This is a genomic window from Streptomyces sp. NPDC049627 (genome assembly GCF_044465645.1).
Lineage (GTDB): Bacteria > Actinomycetota > Actinomycetes > Streptomycetales > Streptomycetaceae > Streptomyces.
Genome location: NZ_JBITLW010000023.1, coordinates 104,935 through 126,635 on the forward strand (window position 1 = coordinate 104,935; position 21,701 = coordinate 126,635).

A 21,701-nucleotide genomic window follows, 5' to 3' on the forward strand; every position below is an offset into this window, starting at 1 on the left:
GCGGTGCCGGTCGGGTGGCGCTTCATCGCGCAGCACGCGCTCACGGAGGAAATCCTCGACTGGCAGGTGCCGTTCGCCCTGTCCTCGAATCCGAAGCGGGACCTGTCGGGTCCGGGCGCCATGGCTGGAACCCTCGAGCCGGAGTACGCGCGGATGATCGGCGCCGACGGCGAGCCGATCCTCCAGGAGTGGGGCACGAAGCTGTACCTCGAGATCGACGGCGCGATCCGGTGGGGCGGGATCGTCACCAAGACCGCGTACGACGGGGCGCAGGCTACGGTCTCCTGTGAAGGGTTCTCGACGTACCCGCACGGCATCCCGTTCGAGGACTACATCATCTCCGGCAAGAAGATCACGCCAAAGGACCCATACGCGGGCAAAGACAAAAATCACGACGGGTACATCGACGGGTCGAACCCCAAGGTGAAGGTGCCCAAGCCGCCCAAGTCGTACGGCGGCCCCCGCATCGACGTCTACGACGCCTTCCGCAAAATCTGGGCGCACGTCCAGGGCAAGCCCAACGGTGACATCGGCCTGGTCCTCGACACCCACGACAAGGGGGAGCTGCTCGGGACCGCCGACGGCGAGGACCCGTGGGAACTGGCCTGGTGGGACAACCCCGACTGTGGCCAGACCCTCGACACCCTGGTCAATCAGTTCATGTTCGACTGGATCGAGACGCACGCCTGGAAGGACTCGACGAGCAACACCATCACCCACCGGCTGAGACTGGGCACCCCCCGACTCGGCCGCAAGCGCAGCGACCTGCGGTTCGCCCAGGGCGAGAACATCGTCGCCATAGCCAAGCCCGAGGGCATGGGCGACGAGTACGCCAACGAGGTCATGGTCCTGGGCAAGGGCGAGGGTCAGAAGATGAAGCGCGCCCAGATAGCCGACCTCTCCGCGCGCGGCTGGGCGGGCCGGCGACTGCGCCGCGTGGCGACCGTGACGGACAAGACGCTGTCCTCCGCGTCCGCGCTCCGCAAGCGCGGGCAGCAGGAGCTCGCCGGGCGTACCGCCGCGCTGCAGATCCCCGCCATCCAGATCATCGACCACCCCAACGCCAAGTTCGGGTCCTGGTCCCTCGGCGACGACATCCGCGTGCAGGTGCACGTCCCGTGGGTCGGCGACATCGACGTCTGGCACCGCATCATCAGTGACGAGATCAGCGCTGACGGGTTCGTCACCCTCGCGCTGAAACGGTCCGACAGCTTCCACTACTAGCCACGACGCGACACTAACCACCTGGGCCGTTGACCATCCCGCGCCATGGTCAACTTCCTGGACGATCAGTCGGACGCCAAGCGCTTCGCCGCGCTCCTGGCGGACTACGACCGTCGCCTCCGGGACCTCGAGCGCACCTCCAAGGCCGCGTACACCAGCATCGAGGGCGGCACCCTCGACATCTACACCGAGGACGGGCAGCTCGCCGGATCGGTCGGTGTGCAGCCGGACGGCGGAATCGCACTCGTCCCGGAGCCCGCGGCCGCCACCCCACCCCCGACGCCCGGCGCGCCCACCGTGACGTCCTCCCTGTCAGGGGTGGTCGTCAACTGGGATGGCTGGTGGGACGACGCCGACACCCCACCCACCGACTTCGCCGCCATGCAGGTGCACGTCGGCCAGGCCGCCGACTTCACCCCCGACGTCACCACCCTCGCCGCGGCCATCACCGACGTCTCCGGCGGAAGCGTCACCATCGCGCTGAACACCTACACCGATTGCTGGGTGCGGCTCCTCGCCCTGAACACCGCCGGTCTTTTCAGCGCCCCATCCGTGGCCGTGCAGGGCAAGGCGCGCCAGGCCGTCGAGCAGGACCTGGTCGACGGGATGGTCACCGAGGTCAAGCTCGCCCAGAGCGCGGTGACCGCGGCGAAGATCGCCCTGGGAGCCGTCGGGACCACCGCGCTCGCCGACGGAGCGGTCCTCGAGGACAAACTCGCCAAGGCCGCGGTCACCCTCGGGAAGATCGCCAACGGGGCCGTCACCATCAACGCCCTGGGCGGCGCGCTCTCCGACTCGGCGGCCCAGCGCTACGTCGACACGATGAACGACCCCAACGCCTGGACCATCACGGAGAAGGGCACCGGGGCCACCTGGGAATACCTCACCGGCGTCACCGACGCCCCGACCAGCCAGCGCGTGGGCCAGGCCACGGGCTACAACCGGCTGCAGGGCACCACGGTCATCCCGTACGAGCCGGGTGTGCTGTACCGGCTGAGCGCCCGGGTGCGCCTCAAGGCCGGGACCAGCGAGACGTTCTATGTCGGCATCGCCGGTATCGGCGCGGACGGCCGGACCCTCATCAACCGCAACGGCACCGCCGGGAGCGGGAACTCCCACTACTACGTCGCTGCGTCGGGCCGGACCATCACTCAGGCCGACGGCTGGGTCCAGGTCATCGGCTTCATCATGGGCCGGGCCGCGGCCGGCGCCAACGGCTCCGCGGGCCCGAACAACGACCCGCGCTCCCCCGGTCTCGCGCACGCCGATGTCCGGTACATCTCGCCGTACGTCTGGCTCAACTACAACGGGATCGGCGCGACGTCGAGCAGCGTCATGCAGGTCGACGTCGTCACGCTCGAGGCCCTCAAGACCGGCATCGTCGACTCCATCAACATCACGGCCGGGGCCGTGAACACCGCGGCGCTCGCCGCGGATGCCGTGACCGCCGGGAAGATCGCGGCCGACGCGATCAGCGCGCGGGAGCTGCAGGCGAATTCCGTCACGGCGACGGAGCTGGCGGCCGGCTCAGTCACCGCAAATGCCGTGGCAGCCGGGTCCATCACGACGGACAAGCTCACGGTGACCGGCGGGGCGAACATCCTGCCCGACCCCTCGTTCGAGGGCGCCGTCACCGCGGCGCTGATCCTCGGCCTGTCGTACGCGACGCAGGACAAGACCAAGGGCAACGGCTCGGCCTCCTCCCTCAAGATCGACAGCCGGTCAGCGACCGCGGTGTTCCGCGACGTGCCCCTGACCCTGATCCCTGCCCTGCCCGGCGACCAGCTCTATCTCGCCACCGACTACTTCCTCTCCGCAGACTGGGCCGGCTCCTCCGTCAACATCCATGCGAGGTGGGAAGACGCCGCCGGAACGGTCCTGGGCTACGGCGTGGTCGGCACCAGCGGCGCCCCCACCCTCGGGGCGTGGACGAGGGTGTCCGGGACCGTCACGGCCCCCGCCGGCACGACGCGCGCGGCCGTACGGGTTCAGGTCGCGTCGACGACCGCGGGAGACGCCTGGTTCGACAACGCGGCCCTCCGCCCGATCGTCCCGGGCGTACAGATCGCGGACGGTGCGATCACCGCGCCGAAGATCCTGGCCGGAGCGATCACGACGGACAAGCTCCTGGCCCTGGCCGTCACCGCCGAAAAGATCGCCTCACTGGCTATCACCACGGACAAGCTCAACGCCCTCGCAGTGACCGCGGACAAGCTGGCCGTGAACTCCGTGACGGCCACGAAGATCGCGGCCGGAGTCATCGACGCCACGCACGTCAAAGCCGGAGCCCTGACCGCGGACCGGCTGTCGCTCGGCACCGACGGCAACCTGATTGCCGACCCCTCCTTCGAGGGAGCCGTCACCGCCCAGCGGGTGGCAGGCAACACGTCCTGGTCCGTTGTCGCAGGCGGCAACGGCACCGCCCAGGCCCTGCGCAACAACGCGACATCAGCCGTGGAGATGACGCTGGTCGGGCCGATCCCTGCCGTGCCCGGCCAGAAGATGTACCTCGCCGTCGACTACCTCGCCTCCACGGACTGGGTCGGCGACCGGGTCAGCATCTACGCGGAGTGGCGCAACGCGGCCGGCACACCGCTCGACTACGCCACCATCACTTCCGGCACGGGCGGCACGGTCCTCGGCACCTGGACGCGGCTCTCCGGCGTCTCCGACGTCGCTGCGCCCGCGAACACCACCCAGGTCGTCGTCCGCCTCAAGTCGGTCACCTCGACCGCGGGCACCGTGACATGGGACAACGCCGTTGCCCGCTACGTCACCGCGTCCGGGTTCGCCGGGGCCCGCACGGAGATTTCGCCGCTGGGCCTGCAGTTGTTCGACGACGCGGGCGAGGAAGCCGTCGCGCTCCTCACCGGCCGCCCCAACTACCTGACCCTGTCGACCGCGGGTCTTCCCGTCGCGACGATCGACCAGGAGGGCAAGGCGGGCTTTCAGTCCATGGCCATCGCCGAGGGCCTCACGGTGGGCGGCGACGACATCACCACGATCCTCGACCAGCGGCCCCGCGGCATCATCGCCTTCGGACAGCCCACGACGACCGTCACCGCCACCGGTACGGAACTCGGCTACTTCGAGCTGCCGGTCACGATCGAGTCCGGCCGGATGTACCGGGTCAAGTTCCAGGCCACCGCAGACTTTGACGTCGCCAACGACGGCGAGGCCCGCCTCTACCTCCGAGACGGCGGAGCCTCCTCGCCCACGATCACGTCAACGCTGCGCCAGCACGTCATCCTGACGCCGTCGCACACGGGCCGGTATTGGACGGCAGAGCTGGAGTACATCACCCCAGGCAGCGCCATCGGCGCCGGCCTACACCGGTTCCTGCTCTCCTTCGAGAACTCCGGCGGCACCTCGGGGCAGACGTTCGAGCTGGGACTGACCACCACCGGCCGCAGTTGCTTCTTCTACGCCGAAGACATCGGGCCGGAGATCCCAAAGACGGGCGGATACAACACCGGCGGCGGCTCGGCCACCCCGCCCGTCGTCCAGTACACCAAGACGTACAACGCGACCTGGTCCGGCTCCTACGCCTCACGCAGTTCGTATAACTCGTACTACGGCAACTCCTGCATGCAGGGCTACTACAGCTCCACGAACGGCATGCAGGCGTCATTGATCGGGTTCTCGTCCGCCCTGGGCACCGACCTGTCCGGCGCGACCATCCAGAAGGCCGAGGTCTACCTCTACTTCGATCACTGGTACAACAACGCCGGCGGAACGGCCGTGATCAAGGCACACAGCCACACCTCGCGCCCGTCCACGTTCTCGTGCGACGCGGAGGCCAAGTCGGTGTCCTGGGCGAAGAACGTCGGCAAGTGGGTGGACATCACCAGCGTCTTCGACTCGACGAAGTGGCGCGGAATTGCGCTGGACCCAAACAACTCGAGCACGACCTACTACGGCCGTGCGCGCGGCTACGGCCAGACCAACCCCCCGAAGCTCCGCGTCACCTACACCAAGTGAGGAGGCTGCCCCCGTGCCCGCCCTGCCGCTGTCCCTGAACGCCATCTGCGGTCTCGCCTGCGAGCCGACGTTACTTCCCCGCGTCCGCATGGCCATCGCGATGGTCGCGCAGGAGGTTTTCGCCGAGCCTTCGGACACCCCCGGGTATCCCGCGCGCTGGAATCTCTCGAAGACCGTGCTCAGCCCCACCGAGGCGCAGGCCGCACAGATGATGGTCGGCATCGTCGCCTCCCCGCCCATGATCGCCGCGGCCGCCACCGCGGCCGCGGGCGGCGCGACGGACCCCGCGACGATGGCGGCCGCCATCACGGACGACCAGATCCTCGGCGCGATACGAGCTGGCTGGAACGCCGTCGCCGGAGTCAGCCCCGACGCCGCGCAGACGGTCCAGGCCGATCAGGCGGAGACGTAAGCACCCGCCGTGGTGCACGTTCCGGCTGCGGGGAGCCGCGGGCTTTCGGGCCCCGGCTCCCGCGCACCCCTACTGACGACCGATGACCGAGGAGGCGCTCGTGGAGTCGCTCATCTCTCTGGCGCCTGTCCTCTCCCCCCTCTTCGGCATGACGGGTGTGCTGGGCGGGGCCTGGATGGTGTACCGCCAGAACAAGCGGAAGAACGACACCGACGCGGAGACCGCGGAGGCCACCACCTTCGTCACCTCCGTCCAGACCGTGACCAACGGCTTCACCCAGCTCCTCGAGCAGCAGCGCGAGACGAACGCGAAAACCCTCGAGCGGGTCACCACCCTGGAGAACAGGGTCGAGCGCCTCGAGGAAGAACAACGGCAGTGGAGACGCTGGAAGGCCGCGGCCGTGGACTACATCCACCAACTCCGCGCCCTGGTCGCCAAGCTCTACGACCGCCCCGTCCCCTCCCCGCCGCGGGAGATCGCCGAGGACCTGGGCGACCGGCCGGACGGCTGAGCCAGCACGCGACGCAAGGGGCCTGCCGCGCGCACAGTCCGCCCGTCACGCATCCCCGCATGAAGGGCAACACCCATGTCTGCAACGCTCGAGGCTCTCTCCACCGGCGGCCAGGTCGGCGCTGTGCTCCCGCTGCTCACCGCGGTCGTGCAGCGCCCCGCCTGGTCGGCGAAGTACAAGAAGGTCGTCGCGGTCGTGGCCGCGCTCGTCGCCGGCGTCCTCGCCGTGGCGGCGGACGGCGGCTGGGACCAGTTCCAGCACGGCAAGCTGACCACGGTCACCATCCTCGGTGTGCTCGCGGCCTCCCAGACGAGCTACGACCTCGTGTGGAAGCCCAGCAAGCTCGCCCCGATGATCGAGAGCCTCACCACCAAGAGGACGCCCCAGCAGGCCGAATAAGGGCCACAGGGCACGGCCGGCCCCCGGTCGGCGGGTACCATCTGCAACTGAGGTGGCCGTACCGCGGCCGCGAAGAATGCGTTCGAGGTTCCGGTCCAGGGTTCATGGGCTTCAAGACCACGCCGCTCGCAAGAGCTGGGGTGTTCCTCTCGCCCGTTGGTTACCTGGCCATAGCGAATCGAGTAACCGGGTGCGTGTAGAGCACTCGGGGCCGGGGAGTGGATGCTCCTGCGATGATCCGGCACACGCATCTCCGCGCCCAGTGCGGTCACCTCGTCCTGTCTCAGTAGGCAGTACGACACAGGCCCGAGAGCACGGGTCACACCCGAAGCGGAGGAACACGCACATGGCCGATGCGCAGCAGGTTGCGGCCGAGATCCAGCGACTGTCCGAGATGAGCCCCGAGGCCTTCATGGACACCGTCGTCCAGTACGTCACCGGCGGCACCGACAAGCGCGCACCCCGGGACATCCAGGGCGCTGCCCTGCACGATCCCCGTATGGCACCCCGCACCCTCCAGGCGCTCCGGACCGCCGTCCAGCGGGCGAAGTCCTACAACCCCCTCCGGGAGGGCGAGACAAGGAAGCAGCAGCAGGTCCGCATCGCGCCGTGGCGGGAGACGATCAAGGCAGCGATGTCGCCGCTCGAGGACGTCGTCGACGACCTGGCCCACGAGCACGCGAAGGGCCTGGCAGCCCTCGACGACGACGCGTTCGCCGACCGGTGGACTGCCTTCATCCTCGACGAGCCGGTCCCCGCTCCGACGTCCCCGCTCGTCGAGGCCCTCGCGTTCCGATCACCGAGAGTAGCCGTGAGGGCGGCGCGCCTGTGCCGTCTCATGCTCGAGGAGCCGGCCCGCTTCATGCCCGAACCGCCCGCGGGTGAGAGCGGCAACGCGCGGGACCGCCGTATCGAGAACTTCCGCCGGCGCGTGGAGTCCGAGGCCGCGTTCCTGCGCTACTCAGTCCAGTTCGGGGAGGCGCGCCAGGGTCGGATGCCGGCCGAGCCGAACTACCGGCTGCAGGCGTACAAGCTCCTGGGCGAGCGGCACCCCGAGGAGCTGATGGAGTTGCTCCGGGAGGAGAAGGGCGGCGCGCTCGAGAAGGCGGCGGAGGAGCGGCGGGCGCGGCGCGCGGTCAAGCGCGCGGCCCGGCCGGGCGCGCGGTAGGCGCGCCACCGACCGATCGTCCCTCCCTCCAGGGCGCGCCCGATGGCGCGCCCTTCGTCATGTCCAGGGCGCGCTCCATGGCGCGGCCGCGCGCGCTCACGGGCGCGGTCCTCGGCGCGCGGCCGGCCGATCGGCGCGCACCCGCGCGGTCGACCGCGCCGTCGGGCGCGCGCCCTCGAGCAGCGATCACCGCGCCGGTCGGCGCGCGCCACCAGGTCCGCGCGCGCGTGTCGACGACGTCCAGGAGGCCGCGCCCACCGTGGCGCGCTTGGGCCGGGCGCGCGGCGCGCTCCGGAAAAGGGCAGGTCAAAGGCGCGCGCCACGGCGCGCTGTCCCGGGCGCGCCTGTGCGCGGAGGCCTCGGCGCGGGCGCGCGGTCCTGCCGATCCGGGCGCGCGCGCGATCTTCGGCGGGCGCGCGCGGCGCGGCGCGGTCATGGCGCGCGCCTGCCGATCGGCGCGCCTGAGCGCGCGCGAGGAGGCGCGCCCAGGTCGGCGCGCGGCGCGGTCGGGGTGGGCGCGCGCGGCCTCGAGGCGCGCCTGGAGCGCGCGCGGTCCGGCGCGCTGGAAGGAGGGCGCGGGCGCGGATCGGCGCGGTCCCGGACTGGGCGCGCGGGTCACCTGGGCGCGCGCGTGGGGGAGGCCCGAGGCGCGCGGGCGCGCGCTGCTGAGGTGACGTGAGGTGATGTGATCGCAGAGGCGCGGTGCGGCGGAGGAGCGCGCCCGAGGGGGCCGGGCGCGCATCACCTCACGTCACTTCACTTCCCGGCGGGCGCGCCCTCGAAGTACGGGGCGAACCTCTGCTGAATCTGGGGGTCGACGGTCGGCGCCTGCCGGTAGTAGGCGGCGAGCTCCGTGTGCCCCTCCTGCTCGAGCTGGGCGATGATCGCGGGCCGGTGCTGCTGGAGGTAGTCCCGCAGCACAGTCATGGCCGGGTCACCCTCCTCGGAGATCGGCCCGAGGTGTTCACCCACAGTCATCATCTTGATCCGGGCCTGGACGTTCGCCTCGGCGTTCAACGCCTTGAGCGCGAGTCCCTCGTTCCGGCTCCGACGGTTTACCCGGGGCGCCGCGGCGGCGGCCGGGGCGGAGGGAGCTGCCTGGGGCTCCTCGGCCTCGCTGACCTCTTCCGGGCGCTCGTCCGCCGGGGGCTCCTCAAACTGCGGGTCCGGCGGCGGGGGTGCATCGTCGTCGGCCGGCGGCTCGGGCTCCTCGTGCGCCTGGTGCTCACGGGCCCCGTCCGGCTGGCCTTGGGCCGGGGGCGTGCTTGGAGGCGTGGGCGGGACGTGCTCCGGCGGCGTGGACGGCGTCTGCCCGGCCTGCCCGGCGGTCTGCTGCTTCTGCTCGGCGCGGCCCTTGGCGTACGCGAGGGAGCGGGTGATCAGGTCGTCCGCGCTCATGTCCCCCCACGTCTTGGTACGGGTCTGGATCTGCCGCAGGGTGACGATTCCCCACTGCTCCCGGATGTTCTGCAGTTCAGCCTCCGGGTTGGTCTCGTGGGCGAGTGCCTTCCGGATCAGCTCGACGGCCTGGTCGCCGGTCAGCTTCGGTCGCTGGTCCTCCTGCCGGGCGGGCGCCTGCCCCTGCCGCTGCTGCCGCTGGTCGGGCCGCTGCTGCTGCCGCTGCGCCTGCTGCTCGTCCAGGTACGCCTCCGGCCGGGCCTCGGTGACCTGGCGGGCGGCCGCGGCCTCCTGGAAGCCCATGCGGCGGAGCAGGGCGTCGATGCTGAAATCCTCGAACCGCTCGCTCTGGCCGGGCGTGACCTCCCAGTGCAGCGTGCGGACGCCGGTCAGGTACGCCTCCCCCAGCGCGTGAAGCTCGACGATCGCGTCGACCGCGGCCGGGAGGTTCTTCTCGGCCTTGATCTTGCGGGTCTTGTCCCGGGTGGGCTTGTCGTTCTCGAACGCCGTGACGAGCTCCTGGCGGGCGAGCAGAAGCGTGGGCCCGGAGTGCCGCCGCAGAAGCCACAGGATCTCGCCCCACCGGTCCTTCGCCCGGTTCCACAGGTCAGGGTCCACCGTGACGGGGAGATCCGGGTTCGGACCGCGGCGGCGCTGTTCCTGCGCCTTCTTCTCCGCGCGCCACCGGGCGAACAAGGCCTGCTCGTCGCTGAGCATGTCCCACAGCACGGACACGTTGTCGAGCACGATCATGTTCCGCTTGCCCTCGACGGCGGGCGGCTGCGCGACGGCCCACCGGACGGCGTCGAGGATGTCCTGGTAGCTGCCATCGTGAGGGACGATCTCGTAGTTCGCCCCGGGGATCCGGCCGTAGTAGTCGGCGGTGCCCTCGGAGCCACCGATCTCGATCCAGTAGGTCATCCCGAGCAACTCGGAGGCGGTGCCCTCCGCCGCGACGCGACTCTTGCCAGTCTTCTCCGGCCCCGCCAGGAGGATCATCGGAGGGTTCGGCAGACCGGTCGGCCTCCGGGATGTGCGCGCGCGTTGAGGCGCGGTGATACCAGGCATCTGGGTGTTCCTCGCTTCGTTGGTTCCCCGGGTTGCTCTCCCGCGGAGGATGCAACGGCAGAGGGGTTAACCTCTCGCCGTTGCCATCGGCTTACTATTCTACCCGCTCGGGGTGACAGCTCAATGCCGGTTGCGCAGATCAGCGACGGGAGTTGAGACCTCCGGGTCCTGGTCCTCCCGGTGCCGGGCGTACCACTCGTCAAGCGCCTCGTACCCTTCGGCCGCCCGTTCCAGCTCGGCCTCCGACTTCCCGCCCCACTCGGCGACGTCGGCGGCGTACTCCTTCCGCACGGTGCCCGGGTCGCGCCGGCCGAGTGCCTGCGTGATCTCATCCCAGGACGCGCCGCCGAACGACTCGGCGAGCACGACCAGGTCGACGAGCTGGTTGGTCAGCTCGCGCAGCTCGCGCACCCTGCGGATGCGCTCCGTCGGGCTGGTGGTCTCGGCGGTGGTGGCGACTGCACGCCGGGCGAGGTCGGACAGGTCGCGGGCAGCGCGGGCGGTGGCGATCCGGGCCAGGATCTCCGGTGTCATGAAGGGGTCCGATCATGCAGGCGGCGGGCACCCCTGGTCGGGGGCCCGCCGCTTCGGTACGGGTAGGGGCAGGATGCCTTACGAGCCGGTTGCCGTCAGCGCCTGGTCGAACGCGGCGAAGACTGCGTCGACGGTGGCGGGCTGCGGAAGGAGGACGCCCTTCTGCGCCGCGTACTCCTTGATGATGCGGCTGCGCGTCCTACGGCCGCTTCCCTCGTGCTGGCCGAGGACCTCGGCAATCGCGGCTCCAGTCAGGGGGCCGTCGAAGACGTCACGGTGTCCGCCGTCGATGACTTCGGCGATGATCGCGCGCAGCTCCTCCTCGGTACTCCACGCCGGGACCACGTACGGCTGGGGCTCGCCCCGCTCCTCCCCGGCCGCGGCCGCGGGCTCCGGTGTCGGCGCCGGCTCGAGGGCCTTTGCCGGCTGCGCCGGGACGGTGGCCGTGACCCGGGGCGGCTTCGGGGCCGCCGCGGGCACGACGGGCGCCAGCACGGGCGCGGGAAGGGCCGGGAGCTCCTCGACGGGCGCGACCGGCTGGGCGAAGATGCCCGGCTCGAGGCCCGCCGCGCGCAGTCCCTCCGCTGCTGTCTCCTGCAGCGGGACACCGGTACGGGCGAGACGGAGCGGCATCAAGGCCTCGACGGGCGCCTTCCTGCGCCAGGCCCGACCGAACCGGCCGCGGAGCTTCGCCTGGTAGACGAGTCGTTCCTGCTCGAGCTTGAGGACCGCGTCGTACGAGGTGAGCTCCCACAGCTTCATGCGGCGCCACAGCAGGAAGGTGGGGAGCGGGTCCAGGAACCAGCGGGACAGCCGGACCTTGTCCATGCGGCGGCGGCGCCCGGTGGCCGCACCGATCCGGACGGCGTAGGTGTGCGCGGCGATCTCGGAGACGGCCACCCAGAGCAGGGACATGGCGCCATGCGCGACCTTGGACCACAGGGAGTTGCCGGCCGCGACGTTCAGGGCGCAGGTGATCAGGCTCAGCGCCCAGGGGACGAGCCGCGCCCACCACAGGCGCATGTCCATGCGGATCAGGAAGAGGTACGCGCCGGTGAACACGGGGATGGCGGAGTCGATGGCGGTGGGCAGGACCCACGGCTCGTCGAAACCCCACTGAGCGGCCTTGGCGGACACGGCGTCGAACGACGCGTAGAAGCCGAGGCCTCCGACGCCGACGCCGCCCAGCGCGGTCAGCTTGACGCCGCGGCGCTCCCAGATGCTGAGCGGAGGGACGCCGGAGTCGGTGGGGCTGTCCGGCTCGGAGTCGACGGGGGTCTGCGGTTCGTCGCCCTCGCGGGCACGGGTGAACGGCAGCTTCAAGACACCTTTCCTCTCGTTCGGGTCTCCCCGGTCGGCTTATGCTCATGGCCTTCCGGGTCGACCAAACGATATAGCGTCTTCCGTCTCCTGTGCCTTTATCGACGCTCACTCCCCGTCAGCGACAGGGGCATACAGGGCATTTCGGCGCCCGGGTCACCAGTCGAGGGGCTGCGTCGGCTTCCGTCGGTCCGGGCCCACGATCTTCGCCAGGTGCGCCGAGGACTCGAGCCGGGACAGCAGCCGCTCCCCCAGGATGTCGACCACGCCCATCGCCTGGCTCCCTGGCTGTCGGCGGCTGCGCAGGTTCGTGGTGTACGCGGTGGGCCGCCCGGCGGAGATGCGGGCGTCGATCAGGTCGATGGTCTCCCGCCGTGCGAACTCGGTGGCCGTGACGTCCATCTCGCCGCACAGCTCGTCGAGGACCAGGAGGTCGCACTCGACGAACCGCTTGCGGACCTCCCAGGCCTTCATGTTGTGCGGAGCGGAGTCGGGGCGGCGCCACGTCAGGTACGTCGCGTGCTTCACGTACAGGGTCCACAGTCCGCGCTCCGCGGCCTCGTTGCCGAGGGCGCACGCCGCGGCGCTCTTGCCGCTGCCGATGGGCCCCGGCATGAGCATGTTGAGGACCGACGGGCGGGCATCCAACTTCTTCGCCTCGACCAGGGAGTCGAGCCATCCCCGCAGGGTGTTCGGCTTCTGGTTGTCGTCGAGGTGGCTGAACCGGAACGCCAGGTACTCGTTCTGGGCGGCGTCTTCGATGCTGTTCCTCCACATGTTCAGCCGCGCGCGGGCCTGGGGGACCGACACGTCCTCCCAGAGCCCGTCCTGGGGTTCGGGCTGGGGCGGTACTCCGAGCTGGGATATGTCCGCGCCGTTGTTCTGCAGCACCCTGACGATGTGCTCGCTCAGGTCGCCGAGGGCGTTCATGCCGCGCGCGGGGGCGGCGTGCGTGGTGACCGACATCGGGTGCGCTCCTTACGGTCGTGCGATGACGCCGAACGTGGCGTTGTCGGAGTCGTCAGAGGGCGTGCTGGGGGCGTCACCGGGCGGCGTGGACGTCGGGGCGTCGCTGTGGTCGCCCCATGTGGCCTTGTCGCTGTAGGGGATCCGGCCGGTGGGCTGGCTCGGGATGATGTGGTTCGTGACGACGCCGAGGGCGGTCTGCCACTGCTGCGCGCTGGGCAGGTGCTTGCGCGCGCTCACGAGGGCGTCCGCGCACTGCCGTTGGGTGTAGCCCGCCTCGAGGGCCTTCCTCACCATGCCGCGCATGGCCACGAAGCCGTTCGTGGCCCCGACGTACTTGCCGAGGTGCTTCTCGGCGTGGTCCCACCACCACTTCGCGACCGCCTGGGCGGCCGCGTCGAGGGCGGCCTTCTCCTCGTCCTTCCGCTTCTTCTCGGCGGCCTTCTCCTCGTCGTCAGCGGCCTTCTGTTCCGGGGTGCGACGGGTGCGGCGGGGGCGGGCCGCGGGCTTCTCCGGCGCGGCCGGCGGCTCCTCCGCGGTGGCCTCGAGCTCGTCGGCCTCCTCCGGCTCGGGGTCGGCGGGCGGCTCCTCCTCGTCGAGCAGGTCCGGCTCGAACCCGTCGCTGCCGAAGGTGCCGTCGGGGTACTCGACCAGGAACGTGCCGTCCTCCTGCTCGACCACGGGGACGGCCGGGTCGGAGGGGGAGTTGAAAATCTTGTAGTCCTCCTGCCACTGCTTGACGGGGTACTCCGAGACGGCCGTGCCCATCACGCACTTGCCGTCGCGCAACCGGCGGCGCTCGAGCCGGTAGTAACCGGCCTTCCCGAGCTCGCGCAGCGCGGTGCGGACCGCGCCGCGGCCCTCGCGCCCCTCGCCCTTGGAGAGCTGGTCGGACCGGACCTGCCACCCCTCCTTCTGGTCCAGGAGGTACCCCAGCAGCCCCAGCGCGCGGTAGCTGATGCTGGTATCCCTGACCGTCTTGGAGTCGATGGCGACGAACTTGGGCCGCCGGTTGACTCGCATCCCGGTGGGATCGGACAGGCGGCTCATGCGGAGGCCTCGCTCGGGGTTTCGTCGGTCAGGCGGAAGTAGGTGCGGTGCGTGCGGCGGCACCCGGTCTCGGAGGCCACCGGCCGCCGCTCTCTCTCGGCCATCTCCGCGGTGATCAGTTCCTTGAGGGCGTTGCGCACCTGGTGCGAGGTCAGCCCGAGACGGGTGTAGATGTCGGCGACGTCGACCCATTGGCCGTCGTGCAGGGCGAGTTCGAAGACGATGCGGTGCGCGCGGTCGGAGAGTTTCCGGGTGGCGGTCGCGGTGGCGGTCATGGTGCTGGTCCCCAGGGAGAGGGGCCCGGCCGCACGGGGCCGGGCCCAGGCGGTCGGTGTCACTCGTCGCTCGCGCCGGGCTGCGCCTTGGGCAACAGCTCCGGCGTCTCCTTGAGGTACTCGTCGAGCCGACCGCGCTTGTACGCCGCCAGGAGCACGCCCTTACCGATCGGCCGCCCCTTGAACTTGTTCCAGGTCCAGGTGACGGTGCCGGTGGGCTTCCCGCCCGGCACGAACTTGAGACCCGGGATGACCTCGCCGGACCGCGAGTCGAAGATGGTGCCCGTCTCCGGGTCGCGCTGCGCGTGCGCGAGGACCGCATCCACGAACGCGGGCTTCGGGACGATGACGATGTCGATCTCGCCCTTGTCCTCCGCGTAGGCGTCGAACGCCGCGTTGTCGTCGACCTCGAACCGGTCCTTCGTGAGGTTGACCTTGTAGTGGCCCACCTTCTCGCCGTCGATCTCGACGACGAGTTCCGGCTTCTTCGTCGCCAGGTAGTCCTCGACGAGGGGGTCGCGCGGGGCGTCCTTCCGCGGCTTGATGACTTCCCGCTGGTGGTCTTCCATCGCGCGGGCAAGCGCCCCGACCAGCGCGAGCGTGGGCAGCGGGATGCCGGCGGGCTCCTCGGCCTGCGTGTCGTCGGCGACGTCGTTCGACATCTGGGTGTTCCTCTCTTCCCCGGACGCCATGGCCCAGGATTCGGGTTGTCCCGGGCGGGGTGTCTTCGGGGCGTCGCATGGAGGTACGTCACCGGCCGAAATTTGTTACACCTAGGCCCAGGTAGCTGGGTTGCTCTCCCAGCCGCTCCGAATAGTACACCCAGGGAAATCCCTTGTGGAGCACGCGACACAAGCGGCGCGCCCACCTACCTTCCTCGCGGTTCTGCAGCTCCGGCGACGTCACCGGTAGCGGCGGGGCCCCGGCTCCGCCCCAACCGGAACGAGGGCGGAGGCGGCCCGGCGGCGGGTGAGGGTCGGCCATGACGGCATCGCCCTGCTTGCGAGGCGGGGCGCCGCGGTTGAAGTCCGCGGGCTCGCAGCCCTCTCCCGCTGCCGGACACCGACGCATGGGAGAGGACCGCACCAGCCGTGACCGAGACGATCGCCAGGCCGCCGCGCTTCATCGCCTACGTGCCGCTCACCGACCTGACGCCGGCGGACCGTAACCCGAAGCGTCACGAGCTCGAGCTCATGATTGCGTCGATCGACATGCACGGCCTGGTGGAGATCCCGGTCGTCGACGAGCGCACCAGGAAGACCCTCCACGGCCACGGCCGCCGGGAGTCCCTGATCGAGATGCAGGGGCGCGGGATGCGCGCGCCCAGCGGCATCGTCATCGACGAGGACGGCGGCTGGCTCGTCCCCGTGCTGCGCGGCTGGTCGTCGAGGAACGACGCCGAGGCCGAAGCCCTGGCCATCAAGCTGAACCGGCTCCCCGGCGAGGGCGGATGGGATCCGCGCGAGCTCGCCGAGGTCCTCGAGGACCTGGCCACCGGCGACGCGGAGCTGTTCGACTCCCTGGCCATCCCCCACGACGAGATCGACAAGCTACTCGGCCAGGTCGACCCCGAGACCCTGCCAGGCGGCGGCCGCGAGGACGAGACGCCCCTGCTGCACCTGCCCGACGACGGCGAACGCAGCGACGAACTCAGCCCCGACGACGAGGGCCGCTCCCCGCACACCACCTGCCCGGCCTGCGGGCACATGTTCACGTCCAGCCGCTGACCCGCCCCTCGAGGAACACCATGTCCCCCCGACGCAAGGCACGCCGGCCCCAGGGCCGCGGCGGTCGCCCACGCCTGCTCTCCGACGAGGTCGAGGCGCGCCTCGTCGGCGCGTCGCGCACCGGCGTGGCCGTCGAGCTCGCCGCCGAGATGGCCGGGGTCTCCCGCTCGAGCTTCCTGGCGTGGATGGCCCGCGGCCGCGCAGAGGTCGAGGCCCGCGAGGCAGGCGAGGACCCAAACCCGGACGAGGAGGAGTACGCGACCCTGTACGAGAAGGTCCGCACCGCCCGCGCCACGGCGGCCGCGCGCGCCATGATGAACATCCGCCGCGTCGCCGACGGCGGCATCGTCACCAAGGTCACCACCAGGAGGTTCCGCGACTCCGTGACCGGCGACATCGTCGAGGAGACCGTGGAGGACCGCACGTCGCCCGACTGGCGCGCCGATGCCTGGTACCTCGAGCGGCAGCACCGCGAGCACTACGGCAAGGACGCCATCGTCGCGGTCGAGATCACAGGCCTGGGCGACATCCCGTCCGGCAACGACGACCAGGCCGTCGATCTGTCCGCCCTCGCCGAGCGCCTGGACCGCAGCCTGTTCTCCGTCGAGTACCCGCCGGAGCTCGAGGACGGCTCCGTCGTCGATGCCGAGGTCCTCGACGAGTAGGCCGCACGGCAGCACGCGACGTTAACCGCCCCCGCCCTGCACGGTGCCCTCCACCTGATCACTCAGTGGAGGGCACTACCCCATGACCGTCAAGATCATCTCCCGCGCCACCTGGGGCGCGAAGCCGTGGAACGGCACCCCGGCATCCGTCTCGCTGTCCAAGCGGACCGAGTTCTTCGTGCACTACGACGGCGGCGCGCACATCACCCGCACTGGCTACGCGATCATGCGCGCCATCGAGGCGGAGCACCTGGGCAACGGCTGGAGCGGCGTCGGCTACAACTTCGTCGTCGACCAGGCTGGCAACATCTACGAGGGCCGCGGCTGGGGCCTCCAGGGCGCTCACTGCCCCAACCACAACACCACCGGCATCGGCGTCCAGATCGCCATCGGCGGCGACCAGGAGCCCAGCGCGAAGGCGCTGGCAGCGTGCCGCGCCCTGTACGAGGAGGCGTGCAAGAAGACCGGCCGCACCCTGTCCAAGAAGGGCCATCGGGACGGCTTCGCGACCGCCTGCCCCGGCACCAAGCTGTACGCCTGGGTGAAGGCAGGCATGCCGGCCGGGGACTACGCGCCCGCCCCGAACCCCGGCGGCTCCCTCCCGAGCGGCGGTTCCGACGTCTCGCGCGCCCAGGTCACCATCAACGGCCTGGTCTACGGCTATGGCGCCAAGGGCGACCACATCACCAAGGTCGGACAGGCCCTGGTGAAGAAGGGGTTCGGCAAGCACTACACCAGCGGCCCCGGCCCGACCTGGACCGACGCCGACACGAAGAACTACCAGGAGTTCCAGGAGTCCCTCGGCTACAGCGGCGCGGCCGCGGACGGCGTCCCCGGCGAGGCCTCCCTCAAGGAGCTGCTCGGCACCCTTCCGGGCAAGGTCACGGCGAAGCCGGCCCCGCCGTTCCCCGGCGTTGACAAGTTCGGCCCCGGCAAGTCCAACGCGTCCATCACCCTGCTCGGGCAGCAGCTCGTGCGGAAGGGCTACGGGAAGCACTACACGTCGGGCCCGGGACCGCGGTGGTCGGACGCGGACCGCAAGAACGTCCGCGACTTCCAGCTCGCGCACGCCGCCCTCAAGGGCGACGCCGACGGCATCCCCGGCCCGCAGACCTGGAAGCTCCTGTTCTCCTGACCCACTCCCGGCCGGTCCGCGCCCGCGGGCCGGCCCCTTCCCTCGAAAGGCCCGTCCGTGGCAGGCGAGACCGTCATCACCGTCGTAGGCAACCTGGTCGACGACCCCGAACTCCGCTTCACTCCCTCCGGCGCCGCGGTGGCCAAGTTCCGCGTCGCCTCGACTCCGCGCACCTTCGACCGGCAGACCAACGAGTGGAAGGACGGCGAGAGCCTGTTCCTGACCTGCGCCGTGTGGCGCCAGGCGGCCGAGAACGTCGCTGAGTCCCTCCAGCGGGGCATGCGCGTCATCGTCCAGGGGCGCCTCAAGCAGCGGTCCTACGAGGACCGTGAGGGCGTCAAGCGCACGGTGTACGAGCTGGACGTCGAGGAGGTCGGCGCGAGCCTCCGCAACGCCACGGCCCGGGTCACCAAGACCACCGGGGGCGGGGGCCAGCGTCCGGCCGCGGCCGCGGCGCAGGGTCCGGCCGGCGACGACCCGTGGGCGACCCAGGAACCGCCGTTCTGATGCCAGGAACGCAGGAGGGCCCCGGACCGACGTCCGGGGCCCTCCTCGTTGTTCAGGCGGCGGCTGCGACCGTCCAGGCCGAGTCCAGGATCAGCAGGTCGTCCCCGCTCTCCTCCTGCCCGGGAGGCGTGGCCGTCTCCGAGTTGTGGTCCTGCCCGGGGGGCGTGGCCCCTTCGGCGGGCGTCTCTACCGGTGCCGGGGTCTCCTCGACCGGCGGCTCCGGCGTCTCCTCGACGGGCGGTGCCGGGGTTTCGACCGGCGGGGCCGGCGTCTCCTCGACGGGCGGTGCCGGGGTTTCTTCCACCGGCGGGGCCGGAGTCTCGACCGGCGGCTCCGGCGTCTCCTCGACGGGCGGGGTCGTCGGGGTGGTCGGCGTCGTCGGCGTGGTGGGGGTGGTCGGCGCCGTGGGCGTCGTCGGGGTGGTCGGCGTCGCGGGCTCCGTCGGCGGCTTCGTGTCCGCTGCCGGTGGGGTCGCGGGAGTGGTGGCTGGCGCCGTCGGCGTGGTGGTGTCCCCGGTCGATCCGGTGCCTGTACCCGGCTCCGAGACCGGCACGACTACCGGGCCCTGCGGTTCGACGACAACCGGCGGGTTCGGCTCGATGCCGGCGGCGAGCGCCACGATGTCGTCGCCGTCGTGCAGATGCCCGACAGGCGCCGAGTCAAGGCCCAGCACCAGGCGCGCGGCCACCATGGCGGGGGCGTCCGTCATCGCCGCCATCGGTCGGGCGATGATCTGGTTCACGTCGCGGTCGTTCAGGCCCAGCGTGCCCAGGGTGAGCGCGGCCAGCCGCGGAGGCAGAGGAGTAGCTCCGCCCATCGCGGTCGGCGCCGGGCCCTTGTGCTTGTCGGCCTCCACCAGGAGGTCCGCGTACTCCTTGATCCGCTCGGGGTCAGTGCCCCACAAGACGTACCGATCGTGGACCTTCATGTGCGGGTACAGCTCCTTGGACCCGTCCTGCCGGGCCCAGGTGTCCGCATACTCGGCGTCGTAGAAGATCCGCAGCCCGATGCGCTCGCTGCCGTACGAGAACGTGAAGATGGTGCTGTCCGGCCCCGTCGCGGCCTTGGTGGACATCACCATGCCGTCGGCATCCGTGCACTCGGCCTCGAGCGCGCTTATCGGGTCGCACACGATCTCGCTCGAGCCTGAGAACCACTCGAACTTCGGGTCGCTGAACGGGGCCTGCGTCGCTCCGGCGTCGGCCACGTCGGGCGTCGCGTCCGTAGCGCTGGCCTTGGTCGTCGAGGGCGCAGGGTCGGCGACGTTCGTGTACCTGCCCAGAGCCCAGCTCGCGGCGAGGGCGGGCAGCAGCGCGGCGACGAGGACGACCTTCCGGCGGCGTTTCGCGGTGCCGCGCGGGAGCTGCTCCTTGACGACGTCGTCCACCAGGGCGGCCGCGGGACCCTCCACGCTGGGCGGGACGGGGTCGGTACGCCCGAGCAGTTCGTCGAAGTCCCGGATCTCGGGAGCCTGCTCCCTGATCATCCGCTCCGCGGCCTCGACAGTGATGCCCGGCAGCACGTTGCGCACGTTCTGCACGGCACGGTCGAACTCCTGGTCCAAGCTGAGGAACAGGGTGCGCACACCGTTGAGGTTGCACAGCATCGCCTGGGTGGGGAACGCCCCCACGACGATGTCGACCTTCTCGGTGGGGCTGCTCAACTCTGGTGGTCCTTCGCCCTGCGCGCGAGTATCTCGGCGGCCATGAAGGTCGCCTCCTCCAGGCGCTCGGGCGTGATCTCCTCGAGGTCGGAGAGCACGATCTGCCCACCGTCGGGGAGGGAGACCTCGGTGCGGTGGAGGTCGATCTCCTCCAGGCCGTCGTCGGTGCCGGCGTCGTCGCGGGTCTCGGACGGGTTCTGAGCCCGCATGAAGGCCGCCATCATCGCGTCGTGCGTGGCCTGGACGCGGGCAGGATTGCGGCCGTGGCCGGGCGTCAGGCCGCCCGCGGCCGCCAGGGCGCGGCGGGTGTCGGAGTCGTGGGGGATCGGGCCGCCCTCGAGAGCACGCTCGAGGCGCTCCGCTGCCCTGTCAGCGCGTCGCAACATGGGGCGCCCTCTCCTGCTGTGAAGTCTGGACCCGAACACCGTGAACTTTCCCTCTGCCTACTGCGAGCTTCAACAGCTCCTCCACCAGTTCGGCGGAAGAGTCCCCCTCCGGAAGAACCTGGGCCAGCCGGCGCAAAGACCGTACCGTCAAGGTTCGCACTGCGCCCTCAGTCTTGCCCATGAGCTCCGCAGTATGCGCCGGACTGAGTCCGTCGAAGAAACGCAGCCGCAAACAGGTGCGCTGATCCGGCTTGAGTTCGTTCATCCGCTCGGCCATGGCGGCGGCGAGCTGTCGGCGTTCGGCCTGCTGGTGAACGGAGAGTCCCGGCCGCGGCCGGTCGAGCTGCAGGTGGTCCGCCTGGAGAACTTCCGTGGGGCGGCGCTGCTCCTTGCGCAGGTGGTCGACCGCGGTGTTGCGCGTGATGGTCATCAGCCAACCCAGGAGGTTCGTCCCCGGGCGGTAGCGGCCCACGTTTTGCGCCACCTTGATCCAGATCTCTTGCGCGAGGTCCTCGGCCTTGTGCGGGTCGCGCACGTACTGGCGGACCCAGTTGTAGACCGTTCCGTTGAGACGCGCGTAGAAGGCGCTCATGGCTTCGGGCGCATCCGGTCCTCCGGCGGCCGCGCGTGCGATGAGCTGGTCGATGGTTGCGGTGCTGTCGGTCACGGCGTGATGTCCCCCCATGTGCCGTCTGAGCGCCCCCCTAAGCGGGGCCGATAGACCAGAACACCCAACCGGGGTAAAGGAGGATCGTCTTCCGCTGTGGCGCGAGGGAAGCATAACCGGCCAAGTTGCGCCAGTCATCGTCCAGAGGCCCCATGGTCGATTTCCCTGGGCTTACTGTAATCTCCTGCACTGCAGGCGAGCGTCGGGAGAGCAACTCGGCGGGCGCCCAACCCGAAGAGAAGGAGCACCCCGCGATGCCCTCGCACGCCTTGCCCGCGCACGCCCCGCTCTCGCCGGCGCAGATCGACGCGGCCCTGATGCGACTCCCCTACGACCAGTGGCTCGTCATGCCGGACGCGGCCGCGCGTGTGCAGGAGCTGGGGCTTCCCCGTGAAAGCCTGACCACAGTCATCCGTACCGGCCGGCGCCGTGGTGTCCTACGTACGAAGAAGGAGCCTGACTTGCGCCTGTGCTGGGTCATGCGGGTCGCCGAGGAGCCGTACCGGCGGGCCCGCGCAACCGCCTGACTGATCTTTTGGATAACGGGCCAGGGCGCCCCTCCCTCCTTGCCAGCCGCGCCGCGAGGCGCGTGGGCTGCGCGCGCGAAAAGCACCTAGGAGAGGGGGGCGCCCTGGCCCGTTATCC

20 protein-coding genes and 1 pseudogene are annotated in these 21,701 nt (G+C 70.7%); 11 read left to right on the forward strand and 10 right to left on the reverse strand.

The window, feature by feature from the left end:
- The first annotated feature begins 3 nt into the window (after positions 1 to 3).
- The 6 genes from ACIBU0_RS42780 (at position 4) to ACIBU0_RS42805 (ending at position 7,695) form a co-directional block, all read left to right on the forward strand.
- Positions 4 to 1,224: a hypothetical protein gene (locus ACIBU0_RS42780; RefSeq protein WP_398829908.1), complete on the forward strand. Its 1,221-nt coding sequence runs from the start codon at positions 4 to 6 to the stop codon at positions 1,222 to 1,224.
- A gap of 45 nt (positions 1,225 to 1,269) precedes the next feature.
- Entirely contained in the window at positions 1,270 to 5,205 is a 3,936-nt protein-coding gene (locus ACIBU0_RS42785; protein WP_398829911.1) for a hypothetical protein, read from the forward strand.
- Positions 5,206 to 5,293: 88 nt separating this feature from the next.
- Positions 5,294 to 5,617: a hypothetical protein gene (locus ACIBU0_RS42790; RefSeq protein WP_398829914.1), complete on the forward strand. Its 324-nt coding sequence runs from the start codon at positions 5,294 to 5,296 to the stop codon at positions 5,615 to 5,617.
- An 82-nt stretch (positions 5,618 to 5,699) separates the two neighbouring features.
- Complete coding sequence (locus ACIBU0_RS42795; protein WP_398829916.1) at positions 5,700 to 6,128, forward strand: hypothetical protein; 429 nt, start codon at positions 5,700 to 5,702, stop codon at positions 6,126 to 6,128.
- Between the two features lie 75 nt (positions 6,129 to 6,203).
- The gene (locus ACIBU0_RS42800) at positions 6,204 to 6,527 is read left to right on the forward strand and encodes a hypothetical protein (protein ID WP_398829919.1); all 324 of its coding nucleotides are present in this window, start codon (positions 6,204 to 6,206) and stop codon (positions 6,525 to 6,527) included.
- 346 nt (positions 6,528 to 6,873) lie between these two features.
- Positions 6,874 to 7,695, forward strand: a complete 822-nt coding sequence (locus tag ACIBU0_RS42805; RefSeq protein WP_398829921.1) for a hypothetical protein — start codon at positions 6,874 to 6,876, stop codon at positions 7,693 to 7,695.
- A gap of 756 nt (positions 7,696 to 8,451) precedes the next feature.
- Here ACIBU0_RS42805 and ACIBU0_RS42810 read toward each other — a convergent pair.
- The 7 genes from ACIBU0_RS42810 to ACIBU0_RS42840 all read right to left on the reverse strand — a co-directional run bounded on the left by ACIBU0_RS42810 (position 8,452) and on the right by ACIBU0_RS42840 (position 14,968).
- The gene (locus ACIBU0_RS42810; protein WP_398829924.1) at positions 8,452 to 10,092 is read right to left on the reverse strand and encodes a hypothetical protein; all 1,641 of its coding nucleotides are present in this window, start codon (positions 10,090 to 10,092) and stop codon (positions 8,452 to 8,454) included.
- A gap of 189 nt (positions 10,093 to 10,281) precedes the next feature.
- Positions 10,282 to 10,695 carry a hypothetical protein gene (locus tag ACIBU0_RS42815; RefSeq protein WP_398829926.1) on the reverse strand — a complete coding sequence of 138 codons (414 nt, stop codon included), beginning with the start codon at positions 10,693 to 10,695 and terminating at the stop codon, positions 10,282 to 10,284.
- 78 nt (positions 10,696 to 10,773) lie between these two features.
- Positions 10,774 to 12,018, reverse strand: coding sequence for a DUF2637 domain-containing protein (locus ACIBU0_RS42820; RefSeq protein WP_398829928.1), 1,245 nt, complete (start codon positions 12,016 to 12,018; stop codon positions 10,774 to 10,776).
- A gap of 153 nt (positions 12,019 to 12,171) precedes the next feature.
- The gene (locus ACIBU0_RS42825; RefSeq protein ID WP_398829930.1) at positions 12,172 to 12,981 is read right to left on the reverse strand and encodes an ATP-binding protein; all 810 of its coding nucleotides are present in this window, start codon (positions 12,979 to 12,981) and stop codon (positions 12,172 to 12,174) included.
- A gap of 12 nt (positions 12,982 to 12,993) precedes the next feature.
- The gene (locus tag ACIBU0_RS42830; protein WP_398829933.1) at positions 12,994 to 14,031 is read right to left on the reverse strand and encodes a hypothetical protein; all 1,038 of its coding nucleotides are present in this window, start codon (positions 14,029 to 14,031) and stop codon (positions 12,994 to 12,996) included.
- Positions 14,028 to 14,306, reverse strand: coding sequence for a MarR family transcriptional regulator (locus tag ACIBU0_RS42835; RefSeq protein WP_398829935.1), 279 nt, complete (start codon positions 14,304 to 14,306; stop codon positions 14,028 to 14,030). Before ACIBU0_RS42835 ends, ACIBU0_RS42830 begins: the two co-directional genes overlap by 4 nt.
- Positions 14,307 to 14,365: 59 nt before the next feature.
- Positions 14,366 to 14,968: a hypothetical protein gene (locus ACIBU0_RS42840; RefSeq protein WP_398829937.1), complete on the reverse strand. Its 603-nt coding sequence runs from the start codon at positions 14,966 to 14,968 to the stop codon at positions 14,366 to 14,368.
- A 429-nt stretch (positions 14,969 to 15,397) separates the two neighbouring features.
- Here ACIBU0_RS42840 and ACIBU0_RS42845 point away from each other — a divergent pair, with 429 nt between their 5' ends.
- The 4 genes and pseudogenes from ACIBU0_RS42845 to ACIBU0_RS42860 form a co-directional block, all read left to right on the forward strand.
- Positions 15,398 to 16,033 (forward strand): hypothetical protein, encoded by a 636-nt coding sequence (locus ACIBU0_RS42845; RefSeq protein WP_398829939.1) that lies wholly within the window; start codon positions 15,398 to 15,400, stop codon positions 16,031 to 16,033.
- Between the two features lie 20 nt (positions 16,034 to 16,053).
- A complete protein-coding gene (locus ACIBU0_RS42850) occupies positions 16,054 to 16,698 on the forward strand; it encodes a hypothetical protein (RefSeq protein WP_398829941.1) in 645 nt (214 codons plus the stop codon).
- A gap of 82 nt (positions 16,699 to 16,780) precedes the next feature.
- Positions 16,781 to 17,833 (forward strand): peptidoglycan-binding protein, encoded by a 1,053-nt coding sequence (locus tag ACIBU0_RS42855; RefSeq protein WP_398829943.1) that lies wholly within the window; start codon positions 16,781 to 16,783, stop codon positions 17,831 to 17,833.
- A 57-nt stretch (positions 17,834 to 17,890) separates the two neighbouring features.
- Positions 17,891 to 18,331 (forward strand): annotated as a pseudogene (locus tag ACIBU0_RS42860) (single-stranded DNA-binding protein); the annotation flags it as partial.
- Positions 18,332 to 18,392: 61 nt separating this feature from the next.
- Here the strand turns inward: ACIBU0_RS42860 and ACIBU0_RS42865 are convergent.
- Genes ACIBU0_RS42865 through ACIBU0_RS42875 form a run of 3 tightly spaced genes read right to left on the reverse strand, consistent with a single transcriptional unit; the run spans position 18,393 to position 21,056 of the window.
- Positions 18,393 to 20,003, reverse strand: a complete 1,611-nt coding sequence (locus tag ACIBU0_RS42865) for a hypothetical protein (RefSeq protein ID WP_398829945.1) — start codon at positions 20,001 to 20,003, stop codon at positions 18,393 to 18,395.
- Positions 20,000 to 20,389: a hypothetical protein gene (locus ACIBU0_RS42870; RefSeq protein WP_398829947.1), complete on the reverse strand. Its 390-nt coding sequence runs from the start codon at positions 20,387 to 20,389 to the stop codon at positions 20,000 to 20,002. The genes ACIBU0_RS42865 and ACIBU0_RS42870 overlap by 4 nt, the downstream gene beginning before the upstream one ends.
- Entirely contained in the window at positions 20,373 to 21,056 is a 684-nt protein-coding gene (locus ACIBU0_RS42875; RefSeq protein WP_398829949.1) for an RNA polymerase sigma factor, read from the reverse strand. Before ACIBU0_RS42875 ends, ACIBU0_RS42870 begins: the two co-directional genes overlap by 17 nt.
- A gap of 254 nt (positions 21,057 to 21,310) precedes the next feature.
- Here ACIBU0_RS42875 and ACIBU0_RS42880 point away from each other — a divergent pair, with 254 nt between their 5' ends.
- On the forward strand, positions 21,311 to 21,583 hold the full coding sequence (locus tag ACIBU0_RS42880; RefSeq protein ID WP_398829951.1) for a hypothetical protein: 273 nt from the start codon (positions 21,311 to 21,313) through the stop codon (positions 21,581 to 21,583).
- Positions 21,584 to 21,701: the final 118 nt, after the last annotated feature.